The sequence below is a fragment of the Acidithiobacillus sp. TH-A67 genome, assembly GCF_057473545.1.
The window spans coordinates 1-21,269 of sequence record NZ_JBYCKU010000065.1 but is presented as its reverse complement, the minus strand read 5'-3'; the positions used below and the strand labels follow the sequence as shown (position 1 = coordinate 21,269).

Annotated in this window: 6 protein-coding genes; all 6 read left to right on the top strand. The window is 62.5% G+C overall.

Translation table 11 applies throughout. The features are described 5' to 3' along the window. The first annotated feature begins 1 nt into the window (after position 1). From AC2VNM_RS10540 to AC2VNM_RS10515, 6 genes are read left to right on the top strand one after another with little or no spacing between them, the layout of a single operon-like run. The gene (locus AC2VNM_RS10540) at positions 2–17,416 is read left to right on the top strand and encodes a DUF2958 domain-containing protein (RefSeq protein WP_486913271.1); all 17,415 of its coding nucleotides are present in this window, start codon (positions 2–4) and stop codon (positions 17,414–17,416) included. Positions 17,417–17,434: 18 nt separating this feature from the next. Then, complete coding sequence (locus tag AC2VNM_RS10535; RefSeq protein ID WP_486913270.1) at positions 17,435–18,706, top strand: hypothetical protein; 1,272 nt, start codon at positions 17,435–17,437, stop codon at positions 18,704–18,706. Further along, on the top strand, positions 18,706–19,242 hold the full coding sequence (locus AC2VNM_RS10530) for a hypothetical protein (protein ID WP_486913269.1): 537 nt from the start codon (positions 18,706–18,708) through the stop codon (positions 19,240–19,242). Before AC2VNM_RS10535 ends, AC2VNM_RS10530 begins: the two co-directional genes overlap by 1 nt. Then, positions 19,239–20,156: a hypothetical protein gene (locus AC2VNM_RS10525; protein WP_486913268.1), complete on the top strand. Its 918-nt coding sequence runs from the start codon at positions 19,239–19,241 to the stop codon at positions 20,154–20,156. Before AC2VNM_RS10530 ends, AC2VNM_RS10525 begins: the two co-directional genes overlap by 4 nt. Before the next feature lie 10 nt (positions 20,157–20,166). Continuing rightward, complete coding sequence (locus tag AC2VNM_RS10520; RefSeq protein WP_486913267.1) at positions 20,167–20,646, top strand: hypothetical protein; 480 nt, start codon at positions 20,167–20,169, stop codon at positions 20,644–20,646. Positions 20,647–20,702: 56 nt separating this feature from the next. Continuing rightward, the gene (locus AC2VNM_RS10515; protein WP_486913266.1) at positions 20,703–21,200 is read left to right on the top strand and encodes a hypothetical protein; all 498 of its coding nucleotides are present in this window, start codon (positions 20,703–20,705) and stop codon (positions 21,198–21,200) included. The last annotated feature ends 69 nt before the right edge of the window (positions 21,201–21,269 follow it).

Here is a 21,269-nt window from a genome sequence, read left to right as displayed (position 1 = left end):
CATGTCAGAATCGAATCCAACGATTGCCGAAGTCCAGGCCGAGATCACCGACTTGTGTCGCCGGTATCCAGCCATCCCGCGCAGTGGTATACGCTTCCTCATACGTGAAACCGCACAGGAGATCTTCGATGCCTTCTACGACGACGGATTCAGGGCCTATGGAACCTTCGGACGAGCCTATTTTCCTGACCGATCCATCTTTGCGGTTGCCCTGGACGCCCCTGATCATAACCGAAGAGTTCCGCGAGGAATTTCGGGAACGCTTCTCGGGCATGTTGGCCTCTACAGTCTCGGAGATGGAGCAAAAGGAAGACTCCTAGACCTGTTGCTGGACGCCCGGGATGCGGGGCGCATGGCGGGGATCTGGTCTTTGCTCCAGGAGACCCATCCACAGCTGGACCCGTTTCAGCAGGCGGAACTGGCGTATGTCACCGTTGTGGAGTCCCTGCCGCAGCGCCACACCTCCGCAGGGTCGCGCAGTGGTGCAAAGATCGAACAGGCCTTGCTCGATACCGAGGAACCCGTCATCTCGCTGGATGTCCAGGAGATTTTGGCGTTGCAGTCCTGGATCGAGGAAGGTCTGGCCAGCGGCGACCGCCTGGTGCAAATCCATCCGGCTCAGCCAGGGGACCAGTTCAACAATCTTGGATGCACGCTGGATCACGCACGCCGGGAGATCCTGGAGTTCGCCAGACAGTATCCAGCCATCCGCAAGAGCGTACAATTCCGGGTACGGTATAGTCAGACAGGAGCATTTGAAAATGAAAGACTCAACACCGCGCGAGTGGGACGACTCCAAGGGGCCTATCTACCACGAAGGCAGCGATCCTTGCTGGCCGTTGCCGCGCACGATCAGCCGTCCGAGTTCCGAGCCACCCTTAGACATGAATTACTTGGACACTTTAGCACCTACACATTTACGCCCGGAGAAAAGCGAAGACTCCTACGAGAGCTGATCCGGTCTCGGGAGCAGTTTGCCTTTTCCGATGTCTGGGCCGAGGTGGATGCGCGGTATCCGGACCTGCCAGAGAGTTACCGCGCCGAAGAAGTCTGGGCGACCTTGCAGGAGCGGATGGAATCCATCCTCCACCAGCCGGGACGCGGCCAGCAGCTTTTTGCCGAGATCGAGAATCGCCAGGAACCGTTGGAGTGGGGAGAATGGGCTGCGGTGGTGGACTGGGTACGCATCGGCCTCGCCGATGGTTCACGCCGCCTGCAGTTTGTGCCCGCCGACGATCGCTCCCAGTTTCGAGCGGGAGACGATGGCGTCGATCTTGGGCAGGAATACCCAACGGCTGCCGAGATTCAGGCCGAGATCACCGAATTTTGCCGCGAATACCCCGCCATCCCCCGCAGTGGTGTACGCTTTCTAGTACGGAATACCGAAGAGGAACTACTCGATGCCATTGACGCCATCAACCCCATCAGAGAACTCGGAACCATCGGATGCGCCTATCTTCCTGACCGATCCCTCTTTGCGAGTGTCAGCAGCCGAATGGGCGCAACACGGGAGCAGAGACGAGGACATTACCTTCGCACGCTCCTTGGCAAAGTCTCTTTTTACGGATTCGGATCCGAAGAACGAGACCGGCTCACCGAGCGACTCTGGCAGTCCCGAGAGCAGGACGGAATCCGGCAACTCTGGCAGCACGTCGAGCGGCAGGAAACCGTAACCCATGGCCGCCAGGATCAGGCGCTGGAGGTCTGGTCCCTGGCGATGCTCGTCGCGGCAGATCGGCCCGTATCCAACCCCGAATATGGCGAACGGTTGTGGCAGAGCATCCGCCAGGGCGATGCGGGGGAACCGTTCGAGCTGCGCGATCTTCTGGCCTTGCAGGATCAGGTGCGTGCGGGCATGGCTGCGGGCCATTTGCGCGTGCAGCGAGGCCTCAGTGTCGCCACCATCGAGCGGGAAGTGGAAAGATTCGTGCAGGCTTTCCCCAGTCTGGGACAGCAGATGCGCTTTTTGGTCGTGCAGCAGCAAGAGGAGCTATTCGATGGACGATTCCCAGAAGCCGAAGCCGGACGTATCTCCGGTGTTTATTACGCGAGCCGATCTACCTGCGGATTTGCCGCCGCCAATCTGGATCACGAAGCAGGCGTCCAGCGAGGACTTTCACACGAGTGTCTTGGGCACTTCGGACTCCTCTGCCTCAGCCCGGAAGAAAAGCGGGGACTCCTCGAACGCATCGTAGCAACGCGGGGCGATGCCGCCTGGGAGCGCGCCTGGCGCAACGTCGATCGCTACTATCCGCAGTTGTCGGATTGGGGCAAGGCCGAAGAACTCTATGCACTTTCTGCCGAAATTGACGATCCCGATATTCGCGAGCCGCTTGGGGAAGATCGGGGAGCCCAGTTGTGGTCTGGCCTGCAGGCGGGAGCGGGAATTTCCCTGCAACCGGAGGATCTGCGTAATTTGGCAGCGCATTTTCGCCGGGAAATGCGGGAGGGGCGGCTGGTCCAGCAGATTTTTCCGGCGACGGATGATGCCCAATTCCAGATGCGGCCAGAGGAATTGCGCACGGTGGCAAACGACGTCGGCGGCATGGATCTGGTGCTACCGGAGACGATGGCCGTACCCTCTGCCGAGCACACGGCGGGTGACTGGGCACAGAACCTCGCCAAGGAGGCCATCGCCTCGCTTCCCGATCCGCGGGTAACGCGGGTGGCCGTGCCCATGCGATCCGGTTCCGGGTATTTGGGATATTGGTACTATGAGCCTGCCAGGCTGTTACCAGACTGGGCACAGCGGACGGGCCTGACACAAGGAGCCGAAAATGGAAGAACAGACCTCACCCATGACCGGGATGCCGGAGATCGACCGGGAGCAGGGCAGAATGGCAGACCTCTGGGAGGACAGCCAGGCGCAACAGACGTGTCCGGTGCGGGTACCGCTGGAGCAGTGGCAGACGTTCCTGCGCCTGCAGCGAGAGACCTGGGAGATGCTGGAAGAGGAGTATCCGGAGGACGAGGAGGCCCGGAATCAGGAGTTGCGTTGGTGGATGCGGGACCGGCAGCCAGAGCCGATAACCTTGAGCGAACGGCTGCAGATCCGGATAGACCAGGTGCGGGAGCAGATGCGGGTGTTCGAGATGGAGAACTCGGAGTTCGACGAGAGCTCGGATACCCTGAAACTCTATCACGAGGCACTCCACCAGTACCGGGAGTTCGAGCGGCATCAGGTGTGGTTGCACCGCAGGCTCGAACAGTCCTGGGAGCCCGAGACGGCGACATTGCAGGGTCTGGATCGGGAGTTGTGGGTCGCGGAGAACCTGTGGTCGGATCGGGCGAGCCCGGAGCCGGAGATCGAGGATCGACTGTGGGAGGAGGCCTGGAGGCTGGAGACGAGGCTGATGGATCTGCATCCGCTGTAACGGAGTCCGCGCTGCGGGAGTATCCCATAAGCCGTGCTCTTGCCGTTTTGCGCGCGCACCAGGGGAATCACACCAATTTTGCTCGCACCCGGGATGGTCTGGACGCCCGGGGACCCAAGCAAAAAGCCCGCGAGAACATCGAGGCCATCCGGCTGCTCAAAATCGCTGCCCTGGAGAACCGTTTCCCGAGTGATGGGGAGCGGGAAGTCATTGCCAGATTCTATGGATTTGGCGGCCTGCCGCAGGCGTTTCCGCGGCCCGATGGATCCATGGCCGACGGCTGGGATGCGGTGGTGGCGGAGTTGCGTGCGGTCACGACGCCGGACGAATATGCCGCGATCCGGCGCAGCACCCTGGATGCGCATTACACGGCGGATATCGTGGTGGAGGCGTTGTGGGCAGGTGTCGAACGGATGGGGATGGGCACCCTGCAGGAGCCGTTCCGGGTGCTGGAACCCGCCATCGGGTCCGGGGTGTTTTTCGCGTTGCAACCGGAATCGTTGCGGCGGAATCCGCATCTGGAGCGCATGGGCATCGAGCTGGACCCGATCTCGGTGGCGGTGGCGACGGTGTTGTTTCCCGAGGACAGCATCCGCCAGGCTCCGTTGCAGTCTGTGTCATTGCGCAGACCGGTGGATCTCGTGATCGGCAACCCGCCGTTCGGATCACAGAAGCTGCTGGATACGGAGCGACCGGACCTGACGCGGATTGCCCCGAATACGCATGGCTATTTCTTTGCCAAGAGTCTGGATGCACTGAATCCCGGAGGGATGGCCGCACTGGTGGTATCGGGCTTCCTGCTCGATGCCAATCGCGAGTCCCATCAGCAGTTTCGCCGGTGGATGCACCGTCAGGCGGAGCTGTTGCATGCCGTGCGGCTGCCGCGCACGGCCTTTGCCAAAACCGCGTTTACGGAGGTGGTGACGGATCTCCTCGTGCTGCGCAAGCGGATGGAGCCGTTGCCGGAAGACACCCCCGATCCGGTATGGATCGACGGAAAGGTGGAGCTGCCGGACCTGGTGGAAGGCGAGAGTGTCAGCATCAATGGCTGGTATCGGGAACATCCGGAATGTCTGCTCGGTACACCGAGCTTGGGCGGCAAGATGTACGGCGCCGGACGGGAGAAAGACTTCACGCTCGATCCCCTGCCGGATCGATCGCTGGAAGACTTGCTGGAAGAACGCTTTGTTGCGCGGCTGCCGCAGGATGGATTCGGGCAGTGGCAACCGCGGCCCGGTGATCGGATCGAGGGGCCGGAATTGCCGGAGATTGCCAGAGAGCAGGTCGGTCGGGTCCAGCCATACGGCTATTTCGTGGTACCGGCAGAACAGGCGGCGATCTTGCGCACGCAGTTTGGCGCCACACAGAGCGGTCTGCAGATTGCGCGTCGGCGCCCGGATGATTTTGAGGGCAACTTCGCCTACACGCTGGTGGAGGAGAAAAACGCGCGGCATTTCCCGCGCCTGGCCGGGATGGTCGGTCTGCGGGATACCGCTCTGGCTCTTCTCGAGCAGCAGCTCGATGGAAGGACTACCGATGCGCAGCTGCAACGGCTGCGGGACGCTCTCAACCGGCAGTATGACGCCTTCCAGAAAGAGTTTGGCTATCTGAATGCGCCGGGCAACGCACGGGAGCTGCGCGGCGATCCCGGTTCTTCTCTGGTACTGGGTCTGGAACGCGACTATGACAAGGGGCTGTCGCGGGAGGTGGCCAAGCGGACAGGGGAGGCGCCCCGCAAGCCCTCGGCGGTCAAATCCGATCTGTTCCGCAAACGCACCCAGTTTCCGATCCGTCCGGTATCCCATGCGGACTCGGTGCAGGACGCCCTGTTCATTGCATTGGCCGAGAGTGGCTCCATCGACTGGCAGCGCGTGTGCTCCCTGACGGGCAGGACCTGGGATCAGGTCGCCGGGGAACTGCGTCTGGCGACGCCGGCGGCGATGGCCTTTGAGACGCCTGCAGGGAGCTGGGAAGAACGTTCCGCGTACCTCTCTGGGGACATCCCGCAGAAGATCGAGGCGGTGGAAGCGGCGCTGCAGGAAGAAGCCCGCGAGGAGCGCCGGAAATCCTTGCAGGCCAGCCGCGATGCCTTGCTCCAGGTCCGCCCACAGCCGATTCCGGCAGAGCTGATCACGGTGCATCCGGGCGCGCCATATGTGCCGATTCCGGTGGTATCCGCCTTTCTGGAAGCGGTGGGGCTCACCTCCGTCACGGTGCAGTACGTCCCCTATACGGGACAATGGGTGCTGCGTGGTACGGGGACCGGGGAGGCGGCGCAGGCGTATCAGACCAGTCGTCGGTCCGTATCCAAACTGGTGGAGGACCTGTTCAACCATCGGTCGCCGATCATTTACGACACCGATGTGAGTGGCAATCGCCATGTTGCCGAAGAGGACACGGCGCTGGCCGTCGAGAAGGTGAATGCCTTGCGCGATCGGTGGCAGGAGTGGATTCGGGAAGATCCCGAACGCCTGCAGAGCCTCGCGGACGAATATAATCACCGTTTCAATCGGATCGTGCGGCGCGAATATGACGGCAGGCACCTGACGCTTCCCGGTGCGGCGTCCGGCATTGAACTGCGTCCGCACCAGAAAAACGCCGTCTGGCGAAGCTGCCAGAGCAAGTCGGTGCTTTTCGACCACAAGGTGGGTGCGGGCAAGACCTTTGCGGCGGTTGCCGCTGTCATGGAAAAGCGGCGCATGGGGCAAGTCCGCAAGCCCATCGTTACGGTACCCAACCATCTGGTCGGCCAGTGGGCCAGCGCGTGGCTCACGCTGTATCCGTCCGCGCGGATTCTGGTGGCCGATGAACAGGATATGGACAGCCAGCACCGCCAGGAGTTTTTGGCAAAGGCTGCCTACAACGACTGGGATGCGGTCATTATTTCCCACTCCGCCTTCAAACTGGTTCCGGTGGACCCGGAATTTTACGAGCGTTTTCTCCACCAGGAAGTTGCGCAGATCGAGGATTTGCTGCGGACCATGCCCGATCTGGAAACCGTCAGTGTGAAGCAGCTGGAGAAGAAGCGGCAGTCCCTCCAGGAGCGCGCCAGGCGCATGCACGAGCGTGTCAATGCGCGGCGCGATCAGGGGATGCTGCATTTTGGCGAGATCGGCTTTGACTATATCGTCAACGACGAGTCGCACATGCACAAGAACGTGCCGTACATGACGCTGTTAAAAAATGTCTCAGGCCTCGGGAATCCGGCGGGATCGGAGCGGGCAGAGGATATGTTCGTGAAGGTTGCCCAAGCGCGGGAAGCCGGCGCCGGGGTCCTGTTCCTGACCGGTACGCCAATTTCCAACACCATCGCAGAGATGTATCTCCTGACCCGGTATCTGGATCCGCAACTCCTGGAGGATCAGGGGTTGTACTCGTTCGATGCCTGGGTTTCCACCTTCGCCACGGTCAAGGAGGAATTTGCCTTCACCTTGACGGGGCAGTTCAAGAGCCGCAAAAGCCTGTCGGAGTTCAACGATGTGCCGACGCTGGTCGAGCAATACAAGAGCTTCAGCGACATTATCGGTCAGGAGGATATCGATCGTCTGTTGCGGGCCGAGGGAAAGAAGGCGGTTCCGTTGCCGGTGATTCGCGGGGGGAAGCCGCAGATCGTCACCTGTCCCATGAGTGCCGAGCAGCGCGAAATCGTGGGTGTGGAGGTCGGCGTCAACGCGCTCGGCGAACCGCAGTATGCGAATGGTTCCATCCTGCATCGGCTGGACAACCTGCCATCGAAGCCAGGTCCGGGTGAAGACAATATCCTGGTCATCATTAACGATTTGAAGAAGGTCTCTCTCGATGCCCGGGCCTTCGACCCTGCGGCGCCCGCATCGGCCACCGGCAAGATCCCCAACTGTGTCGAGCGCATCCACGAGATTTACCAGCGCTCGGATGCCGACCGGGGCGCGCAGCTGGTGTATCTGGATTTTTCCACACCCAAGGGAGCCCGCGGCAAGCTCTCGCCAGAGCTGCGGGAGATTCTCGACCTGGTGGCCACCGTCGATGCGGGAGAAGACGAGGAAGCGTCGGATCTGGAACGGTCCCGTGCGGAGGTCGCGGCGGAAACGCTGGAAAAATACAGCCCGATGGAGGTCGAGGAAGCGCGCCGCATGGCGCAAGGGCAGCAGGTCTGGAGCGCCTACGACGAGATCCGGGCGCAACTGGTGGCACGTGGTATCCCGAATGAGGAGATCGCGTTCATTCACGACGCCAATACGGACCTTCGCAAGGAAGAGCTGTTTGGCAAGGTGCGCTCCGGAGCGGTGCGGGTGCTGCTCGGGTCTACCGGCAAAATGGGACCCGGCATGAACGTCCAGGATCGCCTGGTTGGCATCCACCATCTGGATGCGCCGTACCGCCCCTCCGATGTCGAGCAGAGGAACGGGCGCATCATCCGGCAGGGCAACAAGCTGCTGGAAAAATACGGCCGCCTGGAAGTTGAGGTATTGTACTACGTCACCGAAAATTCCAGCGATGCCGGTCTCTGGCAGATTTTGGAAACCAAAGACAAGTTCATTAACTCCATCCGCTTTGCCAGCGGCAGCCGCACGGCCTCCGACCCGGATGCCCAGGCGATGGATCCTGCGGCAGTCAAGGCAATGGCCTCTGGTCACGAGCTGCTGATGACGGAAGTGCCTCTGCGCGCGCGATTGCGCAATCTGGAGCGGTTGGAAAAAGCCTATCAGTCCGAGCAGTGGGTGCGCAGCACCCAGTTGGACCGAGTGCGCAGACGCATGGCGAAATTCGAGGAAGAGCGGGATGCCTGGGAGCAGGAAACGCGTTTCGTGACCGAATGGGAGAAAGAGGTCGGGCAGCGCCATGCAGGCGCCGAAGAGCCGCTGTTTGTGTGGGACGGAGAGGAGTCCACCCGGGAGCGCATTAACAAGGCCATACGGGCATCCATCGAGACACTGTATGGATATACAGGTACCAGGCATATCGAACTCGGCGTGCTGGAAGGCTTTCGGGTGGCTGCGGATCGGGATCCGTATGGAAACGACACCCAACTCGTCCTGCGGGGTCCGCACGGAACCGTGATCCGGGGAAAACTCTTCCAGCCCAAGGCCTCGACCGACCATGTGCAGCGAGTGCTCAACCTCATCCGCTATCTTCCGAGGCACCAGGAAGATCGGGGGCGGCAATTCGTGAGCGACCAAGAGGAAGAAGCCAGGTTGTCGGGGGCAGCCGGGCAGGGGTTTGGCCGGCACCAGGAAATGGCGGTCGTGCGCGAGCAGCACCAGATCGCCGAAACTCTCATGCGGTTGCGGATACGCAAGTGGTCGGCGATTGCGGAGACCTTCGAGGCGATCGCCACGACACCAGACAGCGTGAGCCGGAATGTCGATCTTACCGAACTCGCAGAGGAGGTGTCGGCGGGCCGCTTCGCCAGTGAAGAGGCGGCCCGCGACGCGCGCGTGGAAGCGGCCCGCGCCGTGTTGCGCAAGGAGGCGCAGGAAAAGGCGCAGGAGTATATCGATCGTGCGCGTCTGGCCTTCTCGCAGCCACCCCTTACGGCTGCGAATCTGGACATTCTGGCCAAGCTCGGGGTGTCGGAGGAGGAACGCCAGCGGCTGCGGGAGACCCATGGTTTTGTCTCGGACGACGAAGCCGGGGAAGTTCCGGCAGTGGAAATGGAGGAGACCGGAGAACCGGGCGATGGGGCACCGGATTTCGATGACGCGGCGGGTATGGAGGAAACGGCAGGCGAGCCAGAGCCTGTGGAACCGGGCATGGCCCTGGAAGGGACGGAAACGGGCCTGGGAGAGCAGCGGGAGCGGTTGGTGCTACCGGAGCGCGACGAAGCCGTTACCATCGTCCAGAACGCCTCTGGCGCCTCTTCTGCCGCAGCGTTTCCGGTCACACCATCGAGCCCCGCTCTGCCGGGCTCCGGAGCGGCGACGAAGGCAGGGCAGGTTGGGGAAAGTGGGGATCTCTTTGGTGGCGACCTGTTTTCGATGCCTCCTGCCGCTGCGAGGGCGCCACTATCCGGTGGGGGGAAACCGCCGCAGGAGGATGGCGCACTTCTGGCGGAAATCGCCGCGTTCCTGTCCCGCGCCCAGCGCGAGGTAACCAGAATCGGGTTGCGGGGGCCAGACGCGGCGTTCTTCCGGGAGAAAGTCCGCGAGATTGCCGAGATCATCGCCCAGTGCCCAGGGAACCGGGAAACCGACGGGCAGGGGAAGAACGCGATTGCGCATCTGCACTACTTCACGGGCAGCGCGGACTGGTACATCACGGAGCTGAACCGGGAGGAGGCGGGCGAGATATCGGCATTTGGCCTGGCTGATCTGGGTATGGGCTTTCCGGAGCTGGGCTATCTCTCTCTACAGGAAGTGCTCAATGAGGGTGCAGAGCTGGACTATCACTTCTCGCCGCGCAGCCTGCAGTATCTGCTGAATGAAGAGCACGCGGCACCGGAAACACCGCCGGCGCCCAGCGAAGTGAGGATTCCCCTGGATCGGCCTGCGGCGAGCCAGTGGGCCGACCAACCGCAGCTCCTGATGGATTCCCTGCACCGTGGGTATCGACTGCGTACCGAGCCGGTGGGGTCGAAAAACCGCATTACCGTGGAACGGGTGAGTGGGGAAACGCATCGTCCGGTACTGCAGCTGCTGCTGGAAGATCCCGGTTCCCTGACGGTATTTCCGGTGCAGGCAGACGCGCGGGATCAGTTGCTGTTGTCGGCGCATCTCATACTCTACACCAGCGATCCGGCACAGGTGCTCGCGGATCTTGGCCAGCCGTTCCCGTTGGCGGAACCGGCGGCGGTCCTCGCCTATCTGGATCAGTGGCAACAAGGACTGCGCGACCGTTCCGGCAGCGAGGATCTCCAGAGTTTCACACAGCGCGTGGAGGCGTTGCGGAGGCGGCAGGTCGTTTCCGAGTCGATGGAACCCGGCCTGGCCGCGCTGTTGCCACTGTTGCCAGAACACTCGAGAGCAGAGGTGGAGAAGGCTGGCACCTGGTCGGCCTTGCAGACACCGGAGATGCGGGATCGCTTCGCCGACCTGCTGGACCATCTGATTGCCCTGCGCGCAGGGCAGGTGGCGACAGCCCTGCAGGAGAGCGGCTGGATCTGGGGCGGGGTGTCGTTTACGAATTCCCGGTATCCGGGATACAAGATCTTTCCCAATGGCGAGGGCAATGGTCGCGGAAATAATGTCGCCTGGGGCTACATCCAGGTCGCGCCGGGGCAGGAACGACTGGTGTTGACGGACGATTTTCGGCAGACCGATGTGGCGTTGGCCGGGCACCTGGCCGGAACGCTGCCGGCTCCCTCTGTGGTGGCACGCGCTGGAGAAGGAAATCCGGAAACCGGGAAAGCAGAACGCTTGCCAGACGACATCAGTATTCCAGGATCGAGCGAACAGGAGGCGATCATGGCCGACATCGATGCAAGGGACTCGGGGAACAAGGAAAAAGTGCCGCAATCCCCAACGGATCTTCCGGGGGAGCTATTTTATCGCGGCGGACCCGAATCGTCCGTGCCCAACGTGAATACCATCTACCAGATCATCGACTATGAGCGTCTGGAGCTGGACAACCAGATTGACGTGACGCAGATAGCGATCGACAACGACTATCTGAACCTCTCGACCAGTGCTGTCCGCAGTCTGCAATGGCTGACAATGACGCCGGAAGAAGCGGCTGAGTATGGTCGGGTGACTACGGTATATCTGCAGAATCCAGTTTTTCTCGCCACGGACCTCTACGGCGGTGTCCTGGTGGCCGAGAAGGAAGAACTGGATCAGGCATTGCGGCTGCAATGGCAAGAGCATCCGACGCCATCGCTAGAAAGTGCCGAGGAAGCAGGGCAAGTGGCTGAAGAGGAATTTGTCGAGCTGGATGCCGACGATCTGGGAGAACTGGATGCGGCGGTCGGGGAGCCGGGGCCAAAACCGGACTGGGTGACCCAGAGCGTGGACGAAGGCGGACTTTTTCGCCCCTTCGAGGGGAAGGAACTATCGAAAATCAGCGGTTCCCTCATGGGTATCCTGCCGACGCAGATGGAGACCACCTGGACACTTCCGAATCACTCCGGGTGGCGTGCTGCGGTACAGGTGGCCCGGGCACTGGATGGCCAATACCGGATATCCACGTCGATGAAGGCGCCGAATTTTGGGACGGCGAGTCCGATCCGTATGTGGGGCGTGGAAACCTTCGCGTCCCTGGATGAGGCGGTTCTCGCCGGGCGGAAGATACTGGTCGATGCATTGCAGCGGCAGCATGCCAGCGAAACCCGATCCCAGGAGGCCAGAGGCTGCCAGGGGCTTGCCAACCTGGTGGCAGGGCAACCCGGGGGGATGACGGTTCTCCTGCTCCCGGACGCCCCGGAAGAAGTACCGGAACGGGAGCAGCTGGCAAACTTGCGGCAACGACAACAGGAAGTTCCGACCCTGACCGTGGTACTGAGCTGGGCGCAACACTTTCGGGAAAAGCCGTTTCTGGAGGTGGCAATCACCGCGGATACGATACGGGCCATCGATTCGGAAAATCGCACGCTGGTTCACGAGCCTTTGACATTCGATCCACTCGACGATGCGGCGTGGAACCGCTTTCGCCGATCGATTGCCGTATCGGACCCGCAGCAATCTGAAATCCTGACCAATGCCCCCTATGGTATGGAGGGTGACCTTCGCCTGCGCATCGAGCGGCCCCTCGCGCTGCCGGAAGATCGGGGCGATCGGGATCCCGCTGCGTTCGTCTGGCCAGAGGATCCGGCCACCGCCGAATTGCCGGTGGAAGAGGGGCCGTTTTCGTTGGGGAACATGGACCGCTTCGCCGCGCTACGCTGGGAAGACGCGGACGAAAACTTTGTGCAGTTTGCCATCGGACGCAGTGCGCAGGGGTACCACAGCGCGCTCGGATTGCGCCTCGGAAGGTACAGTATGTCGAGACAGCCCAATGTGCGTACCGGCGGCGATCACGATCGTCCGGCGCGGGCGACGTTTGCCGAGGCGCTGGCCGATCTCGACCGCGAATGGAAGCGCACCTTCGCCAGAGAGCGGCAAACGGGTCTGAGCGTGGACCAGGCGGCCTTGCTGGAGTCGGTACAACAGGAGCGCAGTGGACAGGAGCCGTCCATTCGTGCGCAACGGCTCGGGGTCGACGAAGCGCGGCTGGAATCCCGCGATCTCGAGGATGTGCAGGAGGTCTCCATACGGTTGAGCCATGCGATGACGACCCACGCCCAAACGCAGGGGGTATCCGCTGGTAGGGAATGGATTCTCGAAGGCCGGACGCCGGATGGCAGTTTTCGCTATCTGGGTACCTGGCCGCGCTGGGGTCGCCTCCTGGAGGCGCAGGCTGCCGCGTTCAGGCACCTTACACCACGGCTGGAAGAGTCGGCGGTTGCAGAACAGCGGAATACGCCGCAAGGGAAGGGCATCGCCACTACCGAGGCTGCTGCAACCGTTGCAGGTCGGTATCTCGTTGTGCAGGACCATCGCAGCAAGCCGTTGCAGCTCGGGGAGCCCACTGTTGTGCAGGAGATCGATGCCAACGGCGTGTCAGGGACATTCGAGGGATTCGATAACGACTTGTCCGTCCTCCGGATCTCTGGCAGCTGGTACCGTCATCCGCACATCGAGCACTGGCTGCATAGTGGGATGTTTGCAGCGAGTGGATGGGAGACCCAGGACCAGATGCTGGATCGGATGCTCGCCTTGCAAGGCAAGGAGATTGCCATTTCCCGCACGATCAGCCAGGCGGAGCCGTTACGTGGGCAGACCGTCTGGATGTTGTCCTCAGACTCCCGGGTACAATCCCGAAAGGCGGAGAACCATCTCATCCACTTGCAGGACCGGCATCGGGCCTTGCGCGAGGATGCCGAGGCGCTACGGGCTGAGGATGCGAGCGTATTGCTCGATTTTCAGTATACCCCCAAGGTCCGTGTGGTCATCCATAGTCCACAGGCGCAGGCCCTCGTGCTGGAGATGTCCTATCGTTCCGGGAATGTCGGCGATCCGCTGGTACGCCAGGCGCGCGCCTTCTGGGTGGATGACGGCGGCAATCAGGGAATGGAATTTCCGCTGTCTACAGCGGAGCAGGCGGACCCGGTTGCGTGGCTGGCCCAGGCGCGGGCCAGGATTCCCGAATGGGAAGAGCAGGGCGTGACGCAAGAGCGGGCGATCACCGGATTCGAGACGGCATTGCGCGCGCAGGTCCGCCAGGCGCTCGCGGATCTGGAGGCCGTGCCACTCGCACCGGTGGTCGGCAACGAAAGTCTCACCCGGTATTTGCGGGAGATGAACAGTAGCGCAGAACGATTGACCGTCTGGTTGCGGGAGCAGACGAAACACCTGGCATCTCTCGGGGTATCGGGATCGGATGCCCGGATGCAAAGCCTGTATGCGCGACCTGCCTACCAGGAATCCGTGGCGATGGGTGACCGTGTGGAGATGTTGCGCAGTCAGGCGACGAAGAAGGCCCGGCAGGAGACCATCCAGCGCGGCAAACATCTGAGGGAACTGCTGCCGGCAGATGCGCCGGTGGAGGACATGGCGCAGGCCGTCTTTCTGTCGCATGGAATCGAGAGCCAGCGGACACCCGATATTGTTGCGGCGGTGCGGGAGCGCCGGGTCGAAGAGATCCAGAAACTGATCGGACGCAACTCGGGGAATCCCGCCAGCCAGGAGATCTTTACGCGCATGACGGGCATCGCCTTGGGCAAGACACAGAAAGAGCGCGTCCGGATCATCGACGAGTGGGGGGCAGCACAGCCGCCTGCGCCCCATGCGGCCCCGTCTCGCCAGGCAGAGGTACCACAGGCTCCAGACGAAGGGATGCGCCACGAAAGTCCGCTATCGCCGGACGAGCTCCTGTCCGAGTCCGGGATCGCGCAGTCCTTGCGCCAGTCGGGCTTTGTTGCCTCGGCGCACAGGGAACAGGCAGGCCGTTGGGTAGAGGAATACCAGCTCCCGGATCGTCCGGGACTCCTGCAGTTGTCGGGCCAGGGTGCGGACCTGTCGGAGGCCATCTTGCGGGTGGAGGGAGTGAAGATCCCCGAAGCGATTCACGATCTGCTGCAGACGTTGCGGGATGCCGGGGTGGAGCCGCTATTGCGCCGCGCCGAGTTGGTGCATCACGAGGTGCTGAGCGGGATAGAGACCGAACACACCCTGGTGGTGGACCGGGCGGCGTTGGATCGGGTGCAGGCGTTGCAGGGCCTCAAGGGCCTGGAGATCGTCGGTACGCTGGGAGCGTTTGCCGATGCCCAAGAGGAAGCGGACAGTCTGCTCGCGGCAAAGGAGCTGCTTGGCGAATGGCAACGTCGCTTTTCGGTTCCTGTCTCGCTGACGTTGCTCCTCGATCCTGCGCAGACCTCCGCCGAGCCTGCCACCTTGCAGGCACGACTGGGTGTCGATCATCTGCAGCGGGTTCCCGACGCGGAATTGCGTCAGGCTCCCCTCAACGACTGGATCCGCGCGGCAGACTTTGTGGTGGTACTGGGGGCGCCTCTGGAGCATCCCCTGGCCTCTGCGCTCATCGACCACTCCTTCCGGGGAGAGAAGAAGGATCTGAACAAGGCGACGGCCTGTATTCTGGGCGATCAGGTGTTGTGGCATCGGGAACCGCTCCTCGAACTGGCCAGCCGCAAGGCACGGTACAAGGCCCTCGACAACGACCGTCTGGCGCGCAGTCGGGAAGCATCCGGACAACCGGAACCACCGGTATCCGTTCCCCTACAACCGGAAGTACCGGCAGCCGGAGAGGTACGGCCCGTCGCCGCCGAAAGTCCCGCAGTGGATGCCGTGCAGGCCCCGGAGCGGCCACGCGTGTCTGCCGATGCGCAGGAGAGTGAGCAACCGTCCGCGGCGATGGAAGCCGTGGCGCCCGCATCCGAGGCAGCGCTGGCCATGCCGGAAGCCGGGGAGCGGCCAGAGGCGGGAGATGGACAGCACGTCACGGTCGAGGAGCGGACGGAAACGCCGATGGAAGAAAGCGCAGCCGATGAGGTCTTGTTGGCGACTGCGGCGCAGGAGAGTGAGCAACCGCCCGCGGCGATGGAAGTCGTGACACCCGAAAGCGACCAGCAGGAACGTAGGGCAGAAGACCCATCGTGGCCAGAGGCCTCCGAGGTGACGCAGGAGATCCGCCTGCAGGAAGGCCCGAAATATGACCTCGAAGCGCAGCACCTGGAAGCGATGGCCGCCGCCCTGCAGCGCATCGACTGGCAGGCCATGGTGCGGGATCTGGCAGCACAGCGCGGCGACGATTCCTGGGACGCGCGGGAGTCTTGCGTTCGTGCCCGCGAATGGCTCAAGGACCGGGACCCCATGCTCTGGGGAGATGCCGTCCACTACCACTTCGAGGTGGCCAACAATCCCGTCAAGAGCCCGGCGATTCATGCCAAGGGAAGGCATGATCTGATCGGCTTCGGGAACTTTCTGGTCGTCGATCCCTGGGTTCCCCTGACGCTCGGTGACGGCAAGCCATTTGTTTTTCCCGTCACCGATGACGCGCAGGCGGCGGTGCTGGCCAATCTCTATGGCGATGCGCGGCTGTGGGAGGTCTATGACAGGAAGGTCCGTAACCAGAAGGACATCGCCCTGCCGGAACCCACGGATGTCGTTAGCGAGCGGGAAATTCTGCTGGCTCTGGATCGGATACAGGAGTCTCCGCAATGGGCGGTGCTCGATCCGCGCACGGTCGAATGTTGGCTCGATCGGGCTGTGCAGGTCGTCACCAAGGAACACCAGGGCCTGAAACGGATGGCCGACAGCGGCTGGATCCCCATCAGCGAGGCCGACCTGGAATCGCTTCTGTCCCGCTCCCGACTGCAGTTTCAGGTCGCGCATGCGCTGTATCCGGCGGCTTCCGGTATGGGAGAGTTGCTCACGCCTTCCGGACAGATCCGGATGTGGCGGGAACAGCTGTTGCAGGAACTGCCTGCCATGAAGAGTGTCGACATGCTGCGCGGCAGCCTGCACGAGTCCGCCATCCTGCAGGAGGTCGATCACCGGCATCCTTCCTGGGAGCGCATCACACCCGAGAAATGGCCGGGATTGCCAGCAGATCTGGAAGATGCGCTGCCCGAGGTGATGCTGAATCTCGATGCGCTGTACCGGGAGGTCCAGGAAGGCAGGACGGTATGGCATGTCGTCGATGCCAAGAGCCCACGTGCCCGACCGGATGCGGTGGAAGAAGCATATCTGGTGCAGCTGAATTTCTACGGTGAAGGCCTCCGGCGCGCGTTGGCTGCCCTGGGTACGGAAGAGCCGGAGATTCACCTGCATCTTGCCTATGGGGTGCTCGCGGAAGGTCGCACCTATCTGGTGGAGGTCCCCCGGGATCCGCAAATCGTATCGCCGCTGCTGAATGCACTGGAAACCGTGAACCTGGCCGTCGTGTCGGGATTGCCGCCGCGCGCCGACGAGCGCCCCATGCCGGCCGAGCAGGAGGAGGAGCTGTGGGCCCTGCTGAGCCGCTATGAGGCACGCAAGGTGGAAGCGCAGGTGGTATCACTCGAATTGCAGGATCTGCACCGGGAGATCCTCGCCCGACAGGCGGGATATGCGCCTGTCAGCCTGCTGGATGACGACGGGACTCCTCGTGCCCGGTTGCGCCGGGCAGCCCCGACCTTGAATGCCGATGATGACCAGGAATGGTTCCGCCTGGCAGCCGCGACCGGCATCGATGCCAGCCTCTATGAGCGACCCGCATACGACCAGGAGGCCCTGTTGACTGCCTTGCGCGAACAGGGCGTCGATGTGGCGGCCTGGCAGCTTGGCAGCACGCTCGATGTGGCGAATCTCAAGACAGCAATCAAGGCGACGGGGGGGATTCCGGAGAGCGAATGGCAGTGGCGGATCGATCTGGTGCAGACCAAGGCCGCGAAAAAATCCCGTCAGGAACTCCTTGCGGAGATCCAGCAGCGGCGTTCATCGGAGCCGACCGCGGAGATCCAGCCGCCAACCCAGGGCGCAGCATCACCCGAAAGCACCGTCCGTCCGGAGGAACCGCTGCCCACACCTGTAGAAGTACCGACGGCACCGGCGCGTCCGGACAGCCCTTCGTTTCGCCACCCGAGAAGGCCTTAAGCAAGAGAGGAAATCCCCATGCGATACAATACCGTAGTTTGTGAAGCCGAATCCCTGACCCAGCAGGTCAACGGGAACTATGTCCTGGAGGGAAGGATCGCCGCAGCTCTCGGGGACGATTATGCCGTGGGGGAGCAGGGTCGCTTCCTCATTCCCCAGAGCAAGGCGGAATACCTGGATGAGGCGAAACCGGGTACCTATCTGTTGGAACGGGTGGACGGAGAATCGGGACATTGCGCATTCCCCTCCCTGGTGCGCGACGGCAAGTCCGCCGTCCCTGCATGGATCGGACCTTTGCAGGCGGCCTGGCAGGAGGACGGCAAATACCGGTTTGTTACTCTGGACAGATCCGGTCGGGAAGGCGACGCTCTGGCACAAGCGGCGGAAGCGGTGCGCAAACACGCGGGATCATTGCGCGTCTTTCGGGATATCGTGGAGATCGACGACGACGGCATGCCCAAAGGCAGCATGGAAGTGTCCGCAAAACGGTGGCAGGAGGCCGTCGCGGGGCTCATCGAGGACTTTCCGGATATGACCGGTGTTATCGTCCGGGATGGCGAGCGCGCTACCATGGCTCGCCTGAAATGGGATGGCGAGTCTCAGACACGGCATCTGGTACCGCCCACCCTGCGGGACGGGACGCCGCTATCCTTCCGCAAGGACACGGTGGAAATCCTGCCGGTTTTTCAGGTCAACTACCTTACCAACCGCTTCAATCCCAAGAAGTCCACGGCGATTACGATGTTGCAGCGCGAAATCGGCAAGACCGATAAACAGCAGGCGTTCGAGGAAAAACTCTATCGGGATCGAGGGACCTTCGCCGCCGGCGTCGCACTCGTTCGGGATCTGCCCTCCGGGGGCCGCACCCTGGAACAGGTGGCGGCCGGGTTTCCCGCAGTGAACTATCGGCAGCTGCCGGGGACCCGGCCCCTGCCGGACGCCACGCAGGCGCCCCGGAATTCCGCTGCGGAAGCATCCGGGCCATCGCTGCGCGATCCCGCCGCGGTCTTGCGCTCCCTGGGGATTCCCGAGGAGCAGATTGGCACCGTGCTCGCCATGGCCAAAAACAACACCAGCGGCGAGGCGCCGAAGGGCGGCCTGCAATCCGCGCAGCAATCCGCGCGGCCGGCAGGCGCGGATCATCCGGCGCCCACACAGGAACCGGCCCAGGAGCGAATGGCAGCGTCCGCGCCACCGAAAAGCCCGTCCGTGCCACCGCAGGCCCCGGAGCCGCAACAGCAGGCGGACGTGCGTACTGCACCGAAAGTGACCTTTGGGCGGAAACGCTGATGCAGACCGATACCCAGGCCTTCTGTCAGCGCGCGTTGCAGTTGCGCCTGGACGATGCAGGCTATGACTGGTCGGCGGAAATGGAGCAGCCCGATGTACATTGGCTGCGCTGGGCGATCGTCCGGGATGCCGCCACCTTGCTGGAAGGTCTGCGATTGCCGATTTTCCGGGACCTTCACGCGCAGACCAGGCGGCCTGGCTCAATGCCAGTGGTGCTTTTCGATGCGGTTGAGCGGCATTTCCTCAAATTGGCGCTGGTGGTTGCCACCCAACGCCTGGTGCGGCTGCCGGAGTTCGGTCCCCAGTGGAATGGCAGGCAGGCCCGCCGGATGGAAATACGGTCCCAGATCGCGACACTGGAACGCGCCGGGCAGAAGGATGCGGCCGACACGCTGCGCAAACAGCTTCCGGTCGCGCTGCGCCGCGCCGAGATCGAAGAGCGGCGGATTCGGAAAGAAGATCATTCACCACGACCCGTTGGCGCCCCGCCATCTTTGGTAACGGAGCCTCTCGCTGGAGGAACCCATCGGCCATGAAGGGGGCTGTGACACCGCTGCATCGCAAGGCGCTCCTGAACGCCCTCAAGACGGCCGCAGTCCTCGATCCAGAACGGCTGGACGAGCTGCTGGACGCCACCAGCCTGACGTTCGTGGCGCTCGGCTGGGATGCCGGAGAGGATCTTTGGACATTGGGTCCGCTGCTCGAAACCGCGGGGCGGATGGCGCGGCACGAGGACCAGGTGCAGGAAAAGCTCCCGCGTCTCGCGCGGGCGCTGGCACAACGCCAGGTGGTATCCCCGGATCGCTACGGACTCGATATCGAGCGGGAGGAAAGTCTCACCTTGAGTTTGCTGTCCATCACCGCGCGCGTCGACCGGCTGACGGAACGGGAGACCTTTGGCATGTCTGCCGAGGAGGCCCATGCCTGGATTCTCGATGTGGTTCTGCAGGCCGCCGCGCATGTCTATGGGGAGCTGGAAAAGCAGGATGCTGCAGCCAGTAATCGCCCGGATATGGGCGTAGATGGGAAACAGATGATTCTCCAGTCCGCGCTGCGGGAAACCTTGAATCTTCTGGAACCCGCCTGGCTGCGGGAAGCCCGGGGACTGGAGACAGCCCGGAACCTGGGGGATCTCGGAGACCTGCGCGCCTGGATCGAAACGCACCCGGAGGATCTTGCCCTCTCGCGCATTGTCGAATCGTTGGGGGAGGGCGTGGATACCCTCATCCAGAACCTGTCTGTGGTTCGCAGTCGGGTGTCCGCGTTGCGCGACCGGCTGAGCAAGGGCTGGAACCCCGCCATCGAGGAGACCGTCGCCGGAGGAAAGGCGCCGGAACCGGACGAGAAGATCAGCGCAACGCCCGCGCCGTCCCCAGAGGAGTCACCACTGACGACCACCCCGTTGTCGGGAGGTCTGGGCGGGCGCCGGGTCTTCGGACGCAGGAGGTAGGAGGTAGGATATGGCAGAGAAAAGGAAGCGCAAATTTCGCCTGGGCAAGGCCATACTCTGGGGGAGTGGACTGGCGGCCATCCCCGGCATCGCCAAAACGGTGAGCTCGCCGATGAAGGAACTCGCCAGCAATACCAGCGAGGGACTGCGGGCTCGGACTCCCCGCCTTACGGAAGCGAAGGCGGCCTGGAATCGCGAATTCGCAGAAGATCCGCACGACCTGTTTTTGGCCTATGCACAGAAATTCGGCCTCGACGAGGGACGGATCGCGGCCATGGACCGGCTCTATTTCCTGCTGTTTCTGCTCTCCGGTCTGGCCGTCGTCGGCGGTCTGGTGTTGCTGTGCTGGAATCTCTCAGGTCTGTTCCTGGCGGTGCTGGGTGTTTATGCGAGCGCGGGATGCCTGTATCGGCGGGATGCCTTGCATTTTCGGAAGCTGGTACCGTTCCGGATCTGGCTACAGGAACGCCTGTGGTGGATTTTTGGCTAATGACAGGCGCGCACCGGGCGCCGCACGTCACGCGGTACTGAATTCAGGAGGAAAGCATGGCGAATACGACAGGCAATGCCGGTTCTGGCGGGGATAGTGGTCTGATCCTGATTGTGATCCTGCTGGTGGTCGGTCCGTTGCTGGCCTGGTTCCTGCTGCAAACGCCGGTGGTATTCGTCTGGAGCTGGATTACCTTTGGCCAGGTCTGGCTGCTCGCCCATATCGAAGGTCTGTGGCTACACCAGAGCAGCGCTGCGGAAATGGCGGCGAATGGGCCACTGCTCCGCTGGTTGCTCTGGGCGCATGCGCATCCGAAGCAGATTCCCTGGAAGGACGTGGCGCGATACAGCACCGTTCTGGGAGCGTATTACCGCTGGCCGGTGATCGTGTTGCTGGCCTGGCTGGCCTGGCGGAATTATCACGCCGTCGAGTTGCGCAAGGCACGGAGCTCCATGAACGATGTGGTCATCGCCATGAAAGGTCGCTTTCCGTGGGGGTTGCCCTGGCTATGGCAGAAAAACGATACGCTATTAACCAGGCCCTTAAATATCTAACATCGCATAGCGTGCGGCGGGGTGGTGGAAATAGCGTGCGACTTTCTCGGGCATTTGGCGTAGCCCGTT